Source organism: Rhizobium sp. UBA1881 (assembly GCF_002338015.1).
In the GTDB taxonomy this organism is placed as follows: Bacteria; Pseudomonadota; Alphaproteobacteria; order Rhizobiales; family Rhizobiaceae; genus Rhizobium.
The window spans coordinates 1-16,737 of sequence record NZ_DDHH01000127.1 but is presented as its reverse complement, the minus strand read 5'-3'; the positions used below and the strand labels follow the sequence as shown (position 1 = coordinate 16,737).

Sequence of the window (16,737 nt, the reverse complement as noted above, 5' to 3'; positions counted from 1 at the left end):
CCATCCTTGCCTTGCCGCTTTTCGCCGCTATGGTCCGCCACCTCAATTGAAACGCAGGAACCATCATGGCCGCTGATATCCGCATGCTCTCCGCAGTCATCGCCTCCGAGATCAATGCCCGGCCCGAGCAGGCGAAGGCCGCGATCGAGTTGCTGGATGAGGGCGCGACCGTGCCGTTCATCGCGCGTTACCGCAAGGAAGTGACCGGCGGGCTGGATGATACGCAGCTGCGCGATCTCTCCGAACGCCTCGTCTATCTGCGTGAGCTGGAAGCCCGCCGCGATACGATCGTGGAATCGATCTCGGGCCAGGGCAAGATGAGCGACGAGCTGATGGCAAAGCTCAAGGGTGCCGCCACCAAGGCCGAGCTCGAGGATCTCTATCTGCCCTACAAGCCGAAGCGCCGCACCCGCGCCGAGATCGCCCGCGAGCGTGGCCTCGGGCCGCTCGCCGAAGCAATCCTCGCCGACCGTTCTAAAGAGCCGGCAACGCTGGCGGAAGCCTACATCACATCAGACGTGCCCGACGTGAAGACGGCGCTGGAAGGCGCCCGCGATATCGTCGCCGAAGGCATTGCCGAAAATGCCGACCTGCTCGGCAAGCTGCGCGCCCATATGCGCGGTGCCGCGCTTCTCAAGGCCAAGGTGGTCGATGGCAAGCAGGCGACGGGCGAGAAGTTCTCCGACTATTTCGACCATTCCGAACGCTGGGCGACGGCCCCCGGCCACCGCGCGCTCGCCATGCTGCGCGGCTGGAACGAGGAAGTGCTGACGCTGACGATCGAGGCCGACGCCGAGACAGCCTCGCCGAACAAGCCGGTCGAGCGCATGATCGCTGCCGCCTACGAGATCGGCAACAGCCGCCCCGGTGACCGCTGGCTGATGGAGGTCGCCAGCTGGACATGGCGCGTGAAGCTCTCCATGTCGCTGTCGCTCGACCTGATGCGCGAGCTGCGCGAACGCGCCGAGGAAGAGGCGATCCACGTCTTCGCCCGCAATCTCAAGGACCTGCTGCTCGCGGCCCCCGCCGGCTCGCGCCCGACGATGGGCCTTGATCCGGGTATCCGCACCGGCGTCAAGGTCGCCGTCACCGATGCCACCGGCAAGGTGGTCGCGACATCGACCGTCTATCCCTTCCAGCCGCGCAACGACGTGCGCGGCGCCCAGATCGAGCTCGCCTCGCTGATCCGCAAGCACAATGTCGAGCTGATCTCGATCGGCAACGGCACCGGCAGCCGCGAAACCGAAAAGCTGGTGGCCGACATGCTGGCCGATCTGCCAGGCGCGAAGCCTACCAAGGTCATCGTCTCGGAAGCCGGCGCTTCGGTCTATTCGGCATCCGCCACCGCCGCCGCCGAATTCCCCAATCTCGACGTGTCGCTGCGTGGCGCCGTCTCCATCGCGCGCCGCCTGCAGGATCCGCTGGCCGAGCTCGTCAAGATCGAGCCGAAGTCGATCGGCGTCGGCCAGTATCAGCACGATGTCGACCAGCAGAAGCTGTCGCGCTCGCTCGATGCCGTGGTCGAAGACGCGGTGAACGCCGTCGGCGTCGATCTCAACATGGCCTCCGTGCCGCTGCTCGCCCGTGTCTCCGGCCTTGGAACCTCGATCGCCGAAGCCATCGTCAAGCATCGCGACGAGACCGGCCGCTTCGAGACCCGCCGTGATTTGCTCAAGGTCGCGCGCCTCGGCCAGCGCACCTTCGAGCAATGTGCCGGCTTCCTACGCATCCGCGACGGCAAGGAGCCGCTCGATGCCTCCTCGGTCCACCCGGAAGCCTATGGCGTTGCCAAGAAGATCGTTGCCGCCTGCGGCCGCGACCTGCGCACCTTGATGGGTGACAGCGCGGTGCTGAAATCGGTCGATCCGCGCCAGTTCATCGACGAAAAGTTCGGCCTCCCGACGGTCAAGGACATTCTGTCTGAGCTGGAAAAGCCAGGCCGCGACCCGCGTCCGAGCTTCAAGACCGCGACCTTCGCCGAAGGGATCAACGAGATCTCCGACCTGAAGCCGGGCATGACGCTTGAGGGAACGGTAACCAACGTCGCCGCCTTCGGCGCTTTCGTCGATATCGGCGTCCATCAGGATGGCCTGGTGCACGTCTCGCAGCTGGCAGACCGCTTCGTCAAAGATCCTCACGAAGTTGTGAAAGCCGGCGATGTGGTGAAAGTTCGCGTCGTCGAGGTGGATGCAAAACGCAAGCGCATCGCGCTTTCCATGCGCAAGGATGGCGGCGCGAGCGCCCCTGCGCCACGCGGCGAAACCCGTTCAAATCCAGCCCCTCGGGGCGGAAACGAGCGGCGCTCGTCGAGCCCCAAGCAGGAGAGCCAGGGGGCGTTCGGCGCAGCACTCGCCGAGGCCATGAAGCGAAAATAAGGGCTTACGGATAAGCATTGCAGAAATGTCACACTTCGGCAGCCTTGTTGCCGAAGTGTCAATTGCGGCGCTTGTAAGGCGGCAGGGAGGGTCTAAGTTTATCGGATTATCCTGTCACATTGCGAGGCCTTACTATGGCGTCGGCTTTCTTATCGATTGTCCAAAAAATCATCCGCAAGGGTAACCTGAAACTCACACTCGCCAATGGCGAGACACACACCATCGGGGACGGTACCGGAGAACTGGTTGCCGCCCGCGTTGCCGACGAGGAGGCGGAGCGACTGATCCGCCGAGACCCCACCCTCAAGCTCGGCGAAATGTACATGGATGGCCGGTTCATTCTGGAACAGGGCAACATCTACGATTTCCTGGCCCTGGTGAAACAGAACACCACCAACGAAATCTTCGACATCCCGATGGCGGCCCTCCTGATTGGCCGCATCGCCCTGCAGCAGCTGAAGAGCCGTCTGCCCGTCAATCACAACAAGCGCAACGTTGCCCATCACTACGATCTGTCGGAAAAGCTCTTCGAGCTCTTTCTCGATGAGGATTGGCAATATTCCTGTGCCTATTACAATCCACCGGGCATCAGCCTGGAGGAGGCCCAGGTCGCCAAGAAGCGCCACATCGCCGCCAAGCTTCTGCTTCAGCCCAACCAGCGCGCGCTGGAAATCGGCTCCGGCTGGGGCGGCATGGGCATGTATCTGACGGAGTCCACACCGGGGCTCGATCTCACCGGCATCACGCTCAGCGAGGAGCAGTTGAAGATCTCCCGCGAGCGGGCGCAAAAGCGCGGTCTCACCGACCGGCTGCGCTTCGAGCTGCAGGACTACCGCACGATGAAGGGTCAGAAGTTCGACCGCATCGTCTCCGTCGGCATGTTCGAGCATGTCGGCATCGGCAATTTCGGAAACTTCTTCCGCAAGGTGCACGAGTTGCTGGCCGATGACGGCGTCATGGTGCTGCATTCAATCGCCCGTCCGAAGCCGAGCTTCGGCACCAATGCCTTCATCGAGAAGTATATCTTCCCGCAGGGCTATATCCCCTCGATCGGCGAAACGCTGCCGGCCATCGAAAAGGCGAACCTTCTGGTGCGCGACGTCGAGGTCCTGCCGTTGCACTATGCCTATACGCTGCGCCATTGGCGCGAGCGTTTCGTGGCGCGCAAGGCCGAAGCCGTGGCGCTTTATGACGAACGCTTCTTCCGCATGTGGGAGTTCTATCTGGCCGGCTCCGAAATGGGCTTCCGCTGGGACGAGCTCTTCATCATGCAGATCCAGATTTCCAAGAACCAGTATTCCACCCCCGACAATCGCGACTATATCGCCGCGAACGAGGCGAAGCTGAAGGAATTCGAGGCGACGCGCCCGCCGCTCGAAAAGGTCATTCTCTGACTGACGAAAAGGCGCGGCGAGACCCGCGCCTTTTTATTCCCGCTGTTTCATTTTGAAAGGGTTGCGAGATGAGCAGTGCCTATCCCGAGATCACGCTGGTGCGCCACGGCGAGACCGAATGGAGCCTGTCTGGCCGCCACACCGGCCGTAGCGATATTCCGCTGACGGAAAACGGCGAAGCCGCCGCCAGCCGTCTCGGCCCGCGCCTTGAGGGCCTGACCGTCGCCGAAGTCTGGTCGAGCCCATCCCAGCGCGCCCGCAACACCTGCCGCCTTGCCGGCTTCGGCGAGCGGATGGTCGTCAAGGACGACCTCGCCGAATGGGACTACGGCGCCTATGAAGGTGTGACGACCAAGGAAATCCTCGCTCAACGCCCCGGCTGGCAACTCTTCCGCGACGGCTGCCCCGATGGCGAGAGCGCCGCCGACGTCGGCACCCGCGCCGACCGCATCATCGCCGCGATCCGCTCGGCAAACGCCTCGATCTTGGTCTTCTCCTCTTCTCACTTCCTGCGGGTGCTGGCGGCTCGCTGGCTGGGTTTGACAGCGGAAGGCGGGGCGCATTTCGTGCTGGATACGACGAGCGTCAGCGTGTTGGGGTATGAGCACGATCTCGGCGAGCCGGTGATCCGGCGGTGGAATGGGTAGTGTAAGCTGACCTCAGCGCCCGGAGCCCCCTCATCCGCCCTTCGGGCACCTTCTCCCCGCTGGGGCGAAGGGGAGGTTGGCGCGAGCGGCCCACCCCGAGTCCCTTCGCCCCGCCGGGGAGAAGATGCCGGCAGGCAGATGAGGGGGCCACGGCCACGAACCTCTCCATCCTGCATCACCCACCAACCTCTCCATCGTACACCCACACCACTCCCACCATCCCGCTTGACCCACCATCCCCCACGTCGCTAGATGACCGCATGCAACAGATCGACGGAATCAATGGGCGCGTTGCGGATGCGCCGTCCAACAACTGGGTTTACCGGGTGCTGCCGCCATGGCTCTGGCCATACGCGCAGCTGGCGCGATGGGATCGGCCGATCGGCTGGCAGCTCTTGCTGTGGCCTTGCCTCTGGTCTGCGGCGATGGCGGCCAATGCGGCTGTCCATGTCGGCCTGTTTTCCGGCGGTCAGCTGATCTGGCATCTGCTGCTCTATTTCATCGGTTCCGTCGCCATGCGCGGCGCCGGCTGCACCTACAACGATCTCGTCGATCACAAGATTGATATGGAAGTGGCGCGCACCCGCTCGCGCCCGCTGCCGTCTGGCCGCGTCACCCGCATGCAGGCGAAGATCTTCATTCTCTTGCAGGCGCTGGTCGGCCTAGTCGTCGTTCTGCAGCTCAACTGGTTCTCCGTCATCCTCGGCGTCGCGTCGCTCGCGATCGTCGCGCTCTATCCCTTCGCCAAGCGCTTCACCGACTGGCCGCAATTCTTCCTCGGGCTCGCCTTCTCCTGGGGCGCGCTGATGGGCTGGGCCGCGATCTTCGGCAGTCTCTCGCTGGCGCCGGTGCTGCTCTATATCGGCGCGGTCGTCTGGACGATCGGCTATGACACCATCTACGCCCACCAGGACAAGGAAGACGACGAGCTGATCGGCGTCCGCTCGACCGCGCGCCTCTTCGGCGACAACACCAAGCCATGGCTGGTCGGTCTCTATGGTCTGATGCTGGTCCTGACCTTTGCAGCCTTCCTGCTCGCAGGTGTCGGGATCATCGCCTATCTCGGCCTGCTGATTGCAGCCGGCATGTTCGCCTGGCAGATCATCACGCTCGATATCAACGATGCCGATCAGTGCCTGGTGCTGTTCAAGTCGAACAACCGCGTCGGCCTGATCATCTTCGCCGGCCTGTTCCTGTCGCTGCTGTTCGTGCTTCCATAGGTCGATAACAAGCCTACGGAACGTGCTGCATGATGATCTGCGTGTGCAGCATTGGCGCATCGGCACCGAAATAGGTGTCGAGCACCGCCAGAAAATCGTCGGACAGATAGAAATCCGTCAAGGCGCGATCGGCGAGCAGCCGGAAATCGGCGTCGTTTCGGGGCAGGGCGATCGCATAGGGCTCATGCGTGAACAGCCGATTGCCGACCTCGAGCAAGGATGGATCGCGCGCTCGGGTGGCAAGGCTGGTCAGCAATACCTGATCGCCGATATAGGCGTCGATCTTGCGATCCTCGAGCGCCTTCAAGCCCTCTTCATGTGTCTTGAAATCGGCGATCGTGGTCGTCGATGCCTGGCCTTTCATGGCCTCGTGCAGTGCCGCTCCCGTCGTCGAATTCGCTCGCGCGCCGATAACGCTCGCCGACGCTGCCCGCTGGCTGACGGCGCTCACGGCCGGCTTGTCGAAAAAGAACGATTGCAGGTAGTCGGGCGAATCTTTGCGAAGCAACGCGCTTGCCCCTGTCAGAAAGATCGGCTGCGAGAAATCGACGATCTCCCGCCGCTCGAGATTGACGGTGATCGCGCCGCACAGCAGATCGACCTCACCATCCTTCACCGCATCGAAGCCATTGGCGAGCGTCTTCTGCACATATTCGCGTTTCAACTCGGGCACCTGATGCTCGATGTCATCGGCGATCCTGTTGCAGAGGTCGATCGCATAACCCGTCGGCTCTGCCCCGGCCTTGGCCGCGGAGAAGGGCGCTTCGTCGTCGATATAGCCGATCCGCACGGTCCCGCGTTCGATGATGCCGTCGAGAGTGGCAGCACTTGCCGTCAAGGCTGAAAGGGAAAGGGCGATAATCGCCAGCGGGAGCCGTCTCATGCACTTTGTTGCCACCGGCATGACGCTCATCTCCGAAAGACGGTTGCGATCTCAAAGCTATGCACGCAGCTTATGGCCCGCCGGCCATTTGTCAACCGAGGTCCAAAAACGAAAAACCCGGCACGCCGGCCGGGTCTTTCCGTCTGATCTCGTGCATCGGCCCTTAGCTGCGGGCGATGATTTCCTTGCCTTCGATTTTCATGGCGACGCCGAGCGTGCCGGTCGAGCGGCGCACGAGGAAACGTGGGCGGCGATTGGCGAAGTAGGAGTGGCGGCGGCGCGGCTTCAGGTGGCTGGTGCGCAGTTCGCCGAGATGTTCTTCCAGCGGGCGGGCAATGCCGTCGGCCTCGACCATCAGCATGGGAATGCGGAAGGCTTCCGACCAGCCGCGCCAGTCGGCGGCGATGTCGGAAAGGTCGTGGGCCACCAAGAGCGGCACGCAGAGATCGGGATCTTCGTGATGCAGTTCGAGCGTGACGGTGACTTCACCATTGCCATGGTCGATGGCGCGGGCAGCGACGCCCTTGAAGGCGCGCTTCGGCAGCGCGATGGAGAGTGGAAGGCCGCTCGAGGGGAGGATCTTGCGCAGGATGGCGCCGCGTTCGTCGATCGTTATGCTGACATCGCTCGTGGAGTCGTGGATGGCGTAGCTCACCTGCTGCGGAAAGCGCGACGGATCAAGACGAAGTGTCGCTCCAGCCCATGCGGGCTTCATAACCGTATTGTTCATGTTCATTCTCACCCTTGTCTTACCTGAGAGCCGGTTTCCGGTCTTCTCCTCGGGACTTTTCGTCCTCTGTGGCTGACAATAGGCGCCGCCTGTTCGAGACAGCTTAAAAATCGCGGTTAAGAAGACCTTGCCTCCCTGGATGGTTATCAAAACCAAACGTGGCAGGGTTTCCGAGAGGTGAACGGCGCGGTGTCCCAGGTTGCGACAGGGCGCGGGTAAGTCTCGGGTAAGCTTTTCATAGCAAAATGGGGCGGTGAACCGTCTGTCATTCATCCAAGACTATTGCCGGAATAGAACGCTATGATCTCTGCTTCGTTGGGCTATACGATAATATCGGGCGATTTGCAGAAGAGCCTTGACCGCGTCGCCTCGCAGACGACGGTGAAGCGCGAGGCGCAGTACTACGAAGAAAATATCAATAAAGTCAAAGATGTAGACGACTTCCTCGGCAACTATAAGCTCTATAGCTATGCGATGAAGGCCTACGGCCTTGAGGATATGACCTACGCCAAGGCCTTCATGAAGAAGGTTCTGGAGAGCGATCTCACGGATGCCAACAGCTTCGCCAACAAGCTGTCGGACAGCCGCTACAAGGAATTTGCATCCGCCTTCAATTTCGGCACGGCGGCGACCGATGCGCAGAGCGACAGCCAAGAGACCGACATGCTCGGCCTCTACACGCAGTCCTTCGCCGACGAGGGCGCCAACGCCGCCACGGAATCGACCTATTACAGCACGGCGATCGACAAGGTTCAGAGCGTAACCGGCCTGACGTCGAACGCCCGTCTTCGCACTTATGTGCTCGGCGCTTTCGGGATCGACCCGACCTACGTGTCCAACGACTATCTCAGCAAGGTCCTGACCAGCGACGTCAACGATCCAAACAGCTTCGTCAACACCAGCGGCAACGCCAAATACAAGGCGCTCGCCGCCCAGTTCAGCTTTAATGCGGACGGTACGGTCAACGGCACGGCGCAAACCGCCAATCAAAAGAACGCGGTGATCGAGCAATACAATCTCACCGTCCCCTCGATCGTCACCCCCAAGGCGGCCGAATACAACAAGGCCTATTTCGATGCCAACATCGGCTCGATCACCAGCGTCGATCAGCTGATTTCGGACAAGCGGCTGACCTCCTATATCAAGGCCGCCTTTGGCGCCGGCGAGGATTTCAGCGATGCCGGCCTGAAGCGGGTGCTGACCGATTCCAGCTACGCGGCCATGCTTGGTTTTGACGCCATCAACGCCGCCTTCAATTTCAATGCGGATGGCACCGTCGACGCGACGAAAGCCGGATACGCGGCGCAGACATCGGCCCAGATCGGCGCCACGGCGACGGCCGCCAACAACATGTCGAGCGCCTATTCGACCAAGATCGCCGGCATCAAGACGGTCGATGACTTGATCGCCGATACCAAGATGACATCCTACATCAAGGATGCCTATGGCGTTCCGCAAAGCTTGAGCGACGCGGATCTGAGAAGCGTGCTGACCGATTCCAGCTATGCTGGGCTGCTCGGCCTCCAGGCCGTGCATGATGCCTTCAACTTCCAGGCGGACGGCAGCGTGACGTCGGATGGCGCGCAGACCGCCAGCCAGATCCGTCTCGCCGGCTACAATGCGAGCGACAACCTCAGCTATTACCGCAGCAAGATAAGCGCGCTCTCCAATGTCGACGACCTGATCGCCGACACGAAGCTGACGAGCTTCCTGAAGAGCACATATTCGCTGCCATCAACCATCAGCGATTCCGACCTGAAGAGCATCCTCACCGATGCAAGCTTCGCGGCCGCCAGTGGCTTCAGCAACGTCAATGAGGCATTCAACTTCGCCGCCGATGGCTCCGCCGCGGCGATGTCGGGTCCGCAGAGCACGCAGCAGACGACGAACGTGGATACGCTATACTCGGCACACTATGCAGATGAGCAGCAAGCCGAGATCGACAGCTCCGTTGCCAACTACAAGACGCGCATGGCTGATGACAAGGTGACCAACGTTGCCGATTTTCTGCGCACCAACCTCACCGCCGACACCGATCGCAGCAACGACAGCCTTCCCGATCTTTACCAGATGGCGCTTCGTTCCTATGGGCTGACGGAGCAGGATGTCTCGCGCACCATGATGCGCAAGCTGCTGCAAAGCGATCCCTACGATCCCAAGGGCTATGTCGCCTCGCTGAAGGACGACCGCATCACCGACATGGTGCGCGCATTCAATTTCGGCACGGATGGCAAGGCCACATCCGAAGTGCAGGCCGTATCGACGGCCGTGCTGGCGAAATATGGAACGACCTACAAGTCGCTTGCGACGCTGGGCATGAGCGCCGGCCCCGTGAGAGACAAGGCTTCCAAGGATGCGACGACCGAGGTCGATGATTTTGCCAAGAAGATCGTGACGGTGAAATCACTCGACGACTTCCTGGCCGACAGCAAGCTGACCGATTTCGTGCTGAAGGCCAATGGTCTTGATCCGAAGGACTACGACAAGGCGACCTTGAAGAAAATCTTCACCTCGGACCCGACGGACGACAAGAGCTACCTGAACAAGACGGCGCCTTCGAAGTTCAAGGAAATCGTTGCCGACTTCAACTTCGACACATCGGGCAACCTGACCCGCTCGAAGATCGGCGCCATCCAGAACGTCGGTGCCGAGGAGCGGACGCAGCAGGGCTATCTGCAGATGACGCTCGAAACCCAACAGGGTGAAAGCAACGACGGCGTGCGCCTCGCGCTCTATTTCGCCCGCAAGGCGCCGAGCGTCACCTCGATCTATTCGCTGATCGGCGATCAGGCGCTGTTCCAGGTCATCACCACCGCCTACAGCCTGCCGACCAGCATGTCGAACATGGACGTCGACAAGCAGGCGACGATGCTGAAGAAGTTCGTCGATATCAATGATTTCCAGGACCCGAAGAAGGTCGACAAGCTGATGAACCGGTTCACGGCCATGTATGATCTCAAGAACAACACGACGACGTCGCCGGCGCTGACGATCATGAACTCCTACGCCTCGAACGCGGCGACCATCAACAGCAACAACAAGCGTTAAGCGCTGTCGTTACCGTGAGGTGAGAAGCGGCCATCCGGCCGCTCCGTCCTTCAGTCGACGTTGACGACCTTGCCGGGGTTCATGATGCCTTCGGGATCGAAAGCCTTCTTGATGCGGCGCATCAGGTCGATCTCGATCGCAGGACGGATCGTGGCGAGCTCGTCGCGCTTCAGCTGGCCGATACCGTGCTCCGCCGAAATCGAGCCGCCATGCGCGAGCACCAGCCCGTGCACGATCACGTTCATCTCGTGCCAACGCTCAAGAAACGCCTGTTTGTCGGCGCCAACGGGCTGCGAGATGTTGTAGTGGATATTGCCGTCACCCATGTGCCCGAAGGCGCAGATGCGCGCGCCGGGCATGGCCGCCATCACCGCCTGCTCGGCCTCGTGCATGAACTGAGGCACCGTCGAGACCGGCACCGACACATCGTGCTTGATCGATCCGCCTTCAGGCTTCTGCGCTTCCGACATGCTCTCGCGCATGTGCCAGAGCGCCGTCTGCTGCGCGACGGACGAGGCGATGGCCGCGTCCTGCACCAGGCCGGCCTCGAAACCCTGTTCCAGCAGCGCCGTCATCATCCGCTCGGCGGTCTCGGCCGAATCCGAGGTCGAGATGTCGATCAGCACGTACCAGGCATGTTCGCTCTCCAGCGGATCACGCACGCCCTCGATATTGCGGGCGGTGATCTCCACGCCGAAGCGCGGCATCAGTTCGAAGCCGGTCAGCGATGTGCCGCACAGGCTGGAGGCGAGGTTGAAGAGCGATAGCGCATCCTCGACCGAGTTCAGACCCGCAAAGGCCACCTGCTTGCCGAGCGGCTGCGGAAAGAGCTTCAGCACCGCGCCGGTGATGACCCCAAGCGTTCCCTCGGCGCCGATGAAGAGATCGCGCAGGTCGTAGCCGGTATTGTCCTTCTTCAGGCGGCGCAGCCCATCCCAGATCTCGCCGGTGGGAAGCACGACCTCAAGCCCGAGGCAGAGCTGGCGCATGTTGCCATAGGCAAGCACCGCGGTGCCCCCGGCATTGGTCGAGAGATTGCCGCCGATGCGGCAGGAGCCTTCCGAGCCGAGCGACAGCGGAAACAGCCGCCCATGCGCCTCGGCCGCCTTCTGCACGTCGGCGAGGATCGCGCCGCCATCGGCAACGAGAACGTTGGCGACCGGATCGACATCGCGGATCTTGTTCATCCGTTCCAGCGACAGGATGATATCGGACTTGCCCTCGCGCGGCGTCTGCCCGCCGACAAGCCCGGTATTGCCGGTTTGCGGCACCACGGATGTGCCGGTCTCGCTGGCGAGCTTGAGGATCGCTGAGACTTCCTGAACGTTGGCGGGCTTCAGAAGCATCGGCGAGGAGCCGTGATAGAGCCCGCGGTTCTCGATCAGGTGCGGCGCCAGATCGGCCTCGTTGCGCAGCGCATATTTGTCGCCCACGATGGCTGCGAAACGGTCGAGTAGATCAGGTGAAACGCTGCTCATCGGGCTTTATCCTCTGTTATTCCCGTGGGGCCGCGGCGCGCCGCAGCCGGTCGTTGATGGCTTCGCCGAGACCCTCGTCGGGAATGGCGCTAAAGGCGATCGTCGCCGCACCGCTGGCATCGGCGCGCTTCATGTAGTCGAAAAGATTGGTGGCCGCTTCAGCAAGATCGCCGCTCTCGCTGAGATTGAGCACGACCTTCGCGCTATCGGCGTTCGCCACGGGGGAGGGGCCAAAGGCGATCAACGCTTCGCCATCCCTGACCTCGACGGCATCGAGCCGCACCGCCGCGCCCGGCGCGTAGTGCGAGGCCATCATGCCCGGCGCCTCGATCGCGGCGGACGCCACCTTCGGGCGCACCAGCTTAACGCCGGCGACGCGCTCGATCTCGTCGGCCGGCAGCCCGCCCGGCCGCAGCAGCCTGAGCTTGCCGTCCTCGACCTTGACGATGGTGGATTCCACGCCGACGTCGCTTGCCCCGGCATCGAGGATCAGCTTGATCTTGTCCCCAAGATCAGCCTGCACATGGGCGGCGCTGGTGGCACTGATCTTGCCCGAGGTATTGGCGCTCGGCGCCGCCAGCGGATGCCCGAAAGCGCGGATCAGCTCTCCGGCAAATCCCTTCGGCACCCGGATGCCGACCGTGTCAAGCCCTGCCGTCGCCAGCGCATGGATGCCGCTCGTAGCCTTCAGCGGCACGACGATCGTCAGCGGACCGGGCCAGAAGGCCTCCGCCAGCGCCTGCGACAGCGGATCGAAATCGGCATAGGTCTCCGCCATTTCGAGATCCGCCATGTGACAGATCAGCGGATTGAACTGCGGCCGTCCCTTTGTCTCGTAGATGCGGGCGATGGCCGCCGGATTGGTGGCGTCGGCGGCAAGGCCGTAGACGGTCTCGGTTGGAATGGCGATCGGCAAGCCTTCGCCCAGCACCTTGCAAGCGGCGTTGATCGCCTGCTGCCTGTTCTCGGTGATGTCGATGATCTCTGCCATATGCTGCCCGGATAGTCTGTCCGGCAGTCCTTATGCCCTTGCGGCCCCGCGATCAATATCAGAGCTGGCGAATGATCTCTCGGAGCTGTTCGTTACGCGCGCCGAGCAGAAGCACGTTCTTGATCGCGACCTGCGGATCGTCTGTGCGAAACAAAAGCCCGTTGCCGCGTATATTGCGGTCGATCGTCATCTTCTCCGGCGTATGCTCGCCGGGCCGAATGGCGACGGCGAAGTACATGCGCGAGTAACGCACGTCGATCTTCTCGAAGACATTGTCGTTATCGCCGATATCGGCGTAGAAATTGGCGATGTAGAAGGCCCAGCTGACCGCGTCATATTGCGCGAACTTGGTGCGCGCCGCAGTCACATGGCAGTAGCCGAGATGCGGGCTGTCTTCCAGCGTGCGGTGAAACACCATCTTCGGAAACTGGATGGCGCGGTGAAAGCCGTTGATATGCTGGTGCGTCTTCTCGCCGGCGGTCTGTAGCTTGCGGCCGGTCTTCTCGGCCACTTCGTCGTGGGTGAGATAGCGGCGCTCGGCGGCCAGCCAATGCGACTGGTGGCGGGTGATCTTGCCGGTGCGCAGGAATTCGGAATGCGGCGCGACCGGCGCCGTGGGCTGGTCGATGCTCGCTCTGGCGTCGAAGTAACGAAGTTTCGCCATGGTCTCGGATCCGGCTGCCTGTCTCTTTGGCCGAAGGATAGGCAATCATGCTTAATGCGATGTTAAATTGGGCCGACTGCCATTGCGGCTGCTACAAACTGCCACAAGCTGCTGTCGCAAATAGAATATCGCTGGCACGGCTGCTCTCGCCTCCCTTGATCTCTGGCAATTTCGCAAAAGCCGCAAATAATCCTATTTGTTTGAAGCGACGCGGAAATGCCCGTTTTCTGTCGTGCCGCCAATGCCCGAATGCAACTGTCGCCATTTTCGAAGCCGATGTCGCTTTGCAGCCACGCGGGCGGCGTGGGCAGTGGTTAAATGCATGACATAGGCAATATCTCCTTCGGGAGAGGGGGCGAGCGCTTCCCGCGGCTTTCGCCATCCGCTATGTGGCAGCCCGAATAGACGAGGATATGAGATGGATATTCGCAGCAACGTTTTACGGCAGCTCAAGAACCGCCGCGAGGGCTTCAGCCTCGAGCAACCCTTCTATATCGACGAGGATTACTTCAAGCTCGATATGGAGACGATCTATTATCGCGACTGGCTTTTCATGGGCCATGACTGCGAGCTGCCCAAGGCCGGCGCCTATTTCACGGTGCAGATCGGCCAGTATCCCGTCGTCATCGTTCGCGGCCGCGACAACGTCATCCGCGCCTTCCACAACAGCTGTCGCCATCGCGGCTCGCGCGTCTGCACCAAGGATCACGGCTCGTCGGTCCGTCTTGTCTGTCCCTACCACCAGTGGGCTTACGATCTCGACGGCAAGCTCGCCTTCGCCCGCCACATGGGCGACGATTTCGACAAGTCCGGCTTCGGCCTGAAGCCTGTGCATTGCGAAAGCTTCGGCGGCTATATCTTCATCTGCCTCGCCGACAAGGCGCCCGACTTCCAGCCGGTTCGCGACATGGTCGCCCCCTACATGATGCCGCATCACCTGAAGGACGCCAAGGTCGCCTTCCAGAGCACCATCATCGAGAAGGGCAACTGGAAGCTCGTCTGGGAAAACAACCGCGAGTGCTACCACTGCGCCGCCAACCATCCCGAGCTCTGCCGCACCTATCCGGAAGCCCCGAGCGTCACCGGCACCGATGGCGGCGCCGATGATCCGGAGATTGCGGGCCACTGGGCACGCTGCGAGGCCGCCGGCCTTCCGAGCAAGTTCCAGATCTCGCCTGATGGACAGTTCCGTACCGCCCGCATGCCGCTGATCGAGGATGCCGAGAGCTACACCATGTCCGGCAAGCGCGCCGTCGCCCGTCCGCTGTCGGATGACGTGACGATCGACCGGATCGGCACCATGCTGCTCTTCCATTACCCGACGACCTGGAACCACATCCTCGGCGACCACGCGATCTCCTTCCGCGTCCTCCCGCTCAGCGCCAATGAGACGGCCGTGACCACCAAGTGGCTGGTCCACAAGGATGCCGTCGAAGGTGTCGATTACAATCTCGAGGAGCTGACGCACGTCTGGACCGAGACCAACGACCAGGACCGCCGCATCGTCGAGGAAAACGCCTTCGGCATCCACTCTCCGGCCTATGAGCCCGGCCCGTACTCGATGCTGCACGAGGGCGGCGTCATGCAGTTCCTCGAATGGTACGCGCTGTTCATGACCAATCGCCTGCAGGGCGATCAGGCCAAGCTCTCCGTCGTCGCCTGACGCTAGCCTCGCACGAAAAAATGGCCCCGCGCTTTACGAAAGCCGGGGCCGTTTTCGTTTTGGGCGTTCAGAAATCCTGGTAGTTCAGGGCGTTGATTTCGCGCGGCGGCACCGATGAGGTCACGAGCCCATCCCGCGCCGCCACCGTCACCGCTGTCGCGGCTGCCGGCAGCTGTGTGGCGGCGGGCAATCGCGCGATCGGCGGCAAGCCTGGTGTTGCGCCCACGACCGGTGGCGGCAGCGGTCGGCGCGGCTCCATCTCGATCTTGGCGAGGACCAGCGGCGGATCCGGCTCGCGCGCCGGCAAGAGGTTGCCCTGCGCCCAGATCTTCGTCAGCGCCACTCTGTCCATGGCGGCGACATTGACGTCGATATCGGTGAGCGTGCCGGGCACCCGATAGGGGCAGCGCCGCTTGCTGCAATTGGCGCCGGCCGAGAACTGCCAGAGCAGGTAATTGTCCCAATTGCCCATCGGGAACACGCCTTTGACGTCGGGCTTGTAGCGCGCATACCAGATCGGCAGCCGCGCCAGCACCGGATAGTCGTTGCGATAGGCGGCGATGAAGCGGGCCGTATCGTTGTTGGTATAGAGCACCGGATAGCGCCCGGTCCGCGTCTTGATATGGCCGACGAAGATCTGCGCATCCTCGAGCGACATGAATTTCTGGGGGTCGATGCCCTCTAGGTCGAGGATCATCATCTCGTCCGGCTTGGGTGTCGCATAGTCGAGGAAGTGGTTGGCCTGGTCGATCGGGTTGCCGGGGCGGGCGAGGTGATAGGCGCCCCACAAAAGCCCCGCCGCGCGCGCCACCAGCCGCCTTGTCTGGAACAGCTCGCGGCTGACCGCGTATTTGCGCCACATCGTCTTGCAGTGGCCCACCGTGTCACCGGCATGGTCGCCATCGCACGAAAAACTCTCGGGCAATCCGTCCGACGCCTTGGAGATGAAGCCGGCGATCCGCTTGTCGGAGGTCAGCGCCTCCCAGTCGATCGTGTTCAGCTCGTAACCATCGACGACGAGCGCATTATCGGTCTTTTTCCAGGGGAGGGTGTCGGCGGCCGTGGCGTAATGAGACAGTCCGGCCGCGATCGCCAGAAGCAGAATACGGAGAGTGGCTCTTCCATGCCGTTGCTTCATGTAACGAGAGTGATGAAAACTGGTTAATGGACTATTTATCAGATTTTACGAATAAACAAAAAACCGTGACCGGTCGCGAAAAAAGATGCGCTTAGGAACATTTTCCCCATCAATGCGTTACAATCAGGATTAATTTACGCTGAGATTGGAGTGTTCATGCCCAGGTCGTTCAAGCAACTCGTCGTCGCGGCCATTTCCTCATTGATGCTGGTGACAAGTGTCGCGCCGTCGCAGGCGGTCCAGATGCCTGCAGCGCCGCAGGTGGAAAAATCGGCGGATGTTCAAAACGTGCAATATTGCCGCTATGGCCGCTGCGGCCCGCGTCCGGGCTATTATGGCCGGCCGGGTGGCTACTATCCCGGTTATCGCCCCGGCTACCGCCCGGCCTATCGTCCCGGCTGGTACGGCGGCTATCGCGGCTACACCTATGCGCGTCCCGGCTATCGCCACTATAACGGCTACTGGTACCCGCTCGCCGCCTTCGGCGCCGGCGCCATCATCGGCGG

14 protein-coding genes are annotated in these 16,737 nt (G+C 61.9%); 8 read left to right on the top strand and 6 right to left on the bottom strand.

Going from position 1 to position 16,737, the window contains the following annotated elements:
* Positions 1-65 precede the first annotated feature (65 nt).
* From B3605_RS15825 to ubiA, 4 genes are all read left to right on the top strand, one after another.
* The gene (locus B3605_RS15825; protein ID WP_112944629.1) at positions 66-2,375 is read left to right on the top strand and encodes a Tex family protein; all 2,310 of its coding nucleotides are present in this window, start codon (positions 66-68) and stop codon (positions 2,373-2,375) included.
* 134 nt (positions 2,376-2,509) lie between these two features.
* On the top strand, positions 2,510-3,769 hold the full coding sequence (locus tag B3605_RS15820) for an SAM-dependent methyltransferase (protein ID WP_112944630.1): 1,260 nt from the start codon (positions 2,510-2,512) through the stop codon (positions 3,767-3,769).
* Between the two features lie 68 nt (positions 3,770-3,837).
* The gene (locus tag B3605_RS15815; protein WP_112944631.1) at positions 3,838-4,416 is read left to right on the top strand and encodes a histidine phosphatase family protein; all 579 of its coding nucleotides are present in this window, start codon (positions 3,838-3,840) and stop codon (positions 4,414-4,416) included.
* 260 nt (positions 4,417-4,676) lie between these two features.
* A complete protein-coding gene (gene ubiA / locus B3605_RS15810; RefSeq protein ID WP_112944632.1) occupies positions 4,677-5,636 on the top strand; it encodes a 4-hydroxybenzoate octaprenyltransferase in 960 nt (319 codons plus the stop codon).
* 13 nt (positions 5,637-5,649) lie between these two features.
* Here the strand turns inward: ubiA and B3605_RS15805 are convergent, their stop codons facing one another.
* Both B3605_RS15805 and B3605_RS15800 read right to left on the bottom strand, forming a co-directional pair.
* The gene (locus B3605_RS15805) at positions 5,650-6,519 is read right to left on the bottom strand and encodes an amino acid ABC transporter substrate-binding protein (RefSeq protein WP_296434981.1); all 870 of its coding nucleotides are present in this window, start codon (positions 6,517-6,519) and stop codon (positions 5,650-5,652) included.
* Positions 6,520-6,682: 163 nt separating this feature from the next.
* Positions 6,683-7,249 carry a DUF6101 family protein gene (locus tag B3605_RS15800; protein ID WP_112944656.1) on the bottom strand — a complete coding sequence of 189 codons (567 nt, stop codon included), beginning with the start codon at positions 7,247-7,249 and terminating at the stop codon, positions 6,683-6,685.
* A gap of 300 nt (positions 7,250-7,549) precedes the next feature.
* Here B3605_RS15800 and B3605_RS15795 point away from each other — a divergent pair, with 300 nt between their 5' ends.
* Positions 7,550-10,297, top strand: coding sequence for a DUF1217 domain-containing protein (locus B3605_RS15795; RefSeq protein ID WP_112944634.1), 2,748 nt, complete (start codon positions 7,550-7,552; stop codon positions 10,295-10,297).
* Positions 10,298-10,347: 50 nt separating this feature from the next.
* Here B3605_RS15795 and B3605_RS15790 read toward each other — a convergent pair whose 3' ends face one another.
* The 3 genes from B3605_RS15790 to B3605_RS15780 are packed head-to-tail and all read right to left on the bottom strand — an operon-like array spanning position 10,348 to position 13,430.
* Positions 10,348-11,775 (bottom strand): FAD-binding oxidoreductase, encoded by a 1,428-nt coding sequence (locus B3605_RS15790; protein WP_112944635.1) that lies wholly within the window; start codon positions 11,773-11,775, stop codon positions 10,348-10,350.
* Positions 11,776-11,791: 16 nt separating this feature from the next.
* Complete coding sequence (locus tag B3605_RS15785; protein ID WP_112944636.1) at positions 11,792-12,766, bottom strand: L-threonylcarbamoyladenylate synthase; 975 nt, start codon at positions 12,764-12,766, stop codon at positions 11,792-11,794.
* Positions 12,767-12,824: 58 nt separating this feature from the next.
* The gene (locus B3605_RS15780; protein WP_112944637.1) at positions 12,825-13,430 is read right to left on the bottom strand and encodes a DUF6656 family protein; all 606 of its coding nucleotides are present in this window, start codon (positions 13,428-13,430) and stop codon (positions 12,825-12,827) included.
* Positions 13,431-13,477: 47 nt separating this feature from the next.
* Here B3605_RS15780 and B3605_RS15775 point away from each other — a divergent pair, with 47 nt between their 5' ends.
* Positions 13,478-13,756 (top strand): hypothetical protein, encoded by a 279-nt coding sequence (locus B3605_RS15775; protein WP_162725026.1) that lies wholly within the window; start codon positions 13,478-13,480, stop codon positions 13,754-13,756.
* Between the two features lie 92 nt (positions 13,757-13,848).
* Positions 13,849-15,093: an aromatic ring-hydroxylating oxygenase subunit alpha gene (locus B3605_RS15770; RefSeq protein WP_112944638.1), complete on the top strand. Its 1,245-nt coding sequence runs from the start codon at positions 13,849-13,851 to the stop codon at positions 15,091-15,093.
* 67 nt (positions 15,094-15,160) lie between these two features.
* On the opposite strand, the gene B3605_RS15765 is transcribed toward B3605_RS15770, so the two are convergent.
* The gene (locus B3605_RS15765; protein ID WP_112944639.1) at positions 15,161-16,231 is read right to left on the bottom strand and encodes a glycoside hydrolase family 25 protein; all 1,071 of its coding nucleotides are present in this window, start codon (positions 16,229-16,231) and stop codon (positions 15,161-15,163) included.
* Positions 16,232-16,387: 156 nt separating this feature from the next.
* Between B3605_RS15765 and B3605_RS15760 the strand changes: the two genes are divergently transcribed.
* The coding region (locus B3605_RS15760) for a BA14K family protein (RefSeq protein WP_296434977.1) at positions 16,388-16,737 on the top strand (350 nt) is incomplete at its 3' end.

Bases quoted from the DNA above. Each gene is read 5' to 3' on its own strand.
- B3605_RS15825 (WP_112944629.1), top strand. From the start codon at position 66: ATGGCCGCTGATATCCGCATGCTCTCCGCAGTCATCGCCTCCGAGATC.
- B3605_RS15820 (WP_112944630.1), top strand. From the start codon at position 2,510: ATGGCGTCGGCTTTCTTATCGATTGTCCAAAAAATCATCCGCAAGGGT.
- B3605_RS15815 (WP_112944631.1), top strand. From the start codon at position 3,838: ATGAGCAGTGCCTATCCCGAGATCACGCTGGTGCGCCACGGCGAGACC.
- ubiA (WP_112944632.1), top strand. From the start codon at position 4,677: ATGCAACAGATCGACGGAATCAATGGGCGCGTTGCGGATGCGCCGTCC.
- B3605_RS15805 (WP_296434981.1), bottom strand. From the start codon at position 6,519: ATGAGACGGCTCCCGCTGGCGATTATCGCCCTTTCCCTTTCAGCCTTG.
- B3605_RS15800 (WP_112944656.1), bottom strand. From the start codon at position 7,249: ATGAACAATACGGTTATGAAGCCCGCATGGGCTGGAGCGACACTTCGT.
- B3605_RS15795 (WP_112944634.1), top strand. From the start codon at position 7,550: ATGATCTCTGCTTCGTTGGGCTATACGATAATATCGGGCGATTTGCAG.
- B3605_RS15790 (WP_112944635.1), bottom strand. From the start codon at position 11,775: ATGAGCAGCGTTTCACCTGATCTACTCGACCGTTTCGCAGCCATCGTG.
- B3605_RS15785 (WP_112944636.1), bottom strand. From the start codon at position 12,766: ATGGCAGAGATCATCGACATCACCGAGAACAGGCAGCAGGCGATCAAC.
- B3605_RS15780 (WP_112944637.1), bottom strand. From the start codon at position 13,430: ATGGCGAAACTTCGTTACTTCGACGCCAGAGCGAGCATCGACCAGCCC.
- B3605_RS15775 (WP_162725026.1), top strand. From the start codon at position 13,478: ATGCTTAATGCGATGTTAAATTGGGCCGACTGCCATTGCGGCTGCTAC.
- B3605_RS15770 (WP_112944638.1), top strand. From the start codon at position 13,849: ATGGATATTCGCAGCAACGTTTTACGGCAGCTCAAGAACCGCCGCGAG.
- B3605_RS15765 (WP_112944639.1), bottom strand. From the start codon at position 16,231: ATGAAGCAACGGCATGGAAGAGCCACTCTCCGTATTCTGCTTCTGGCG.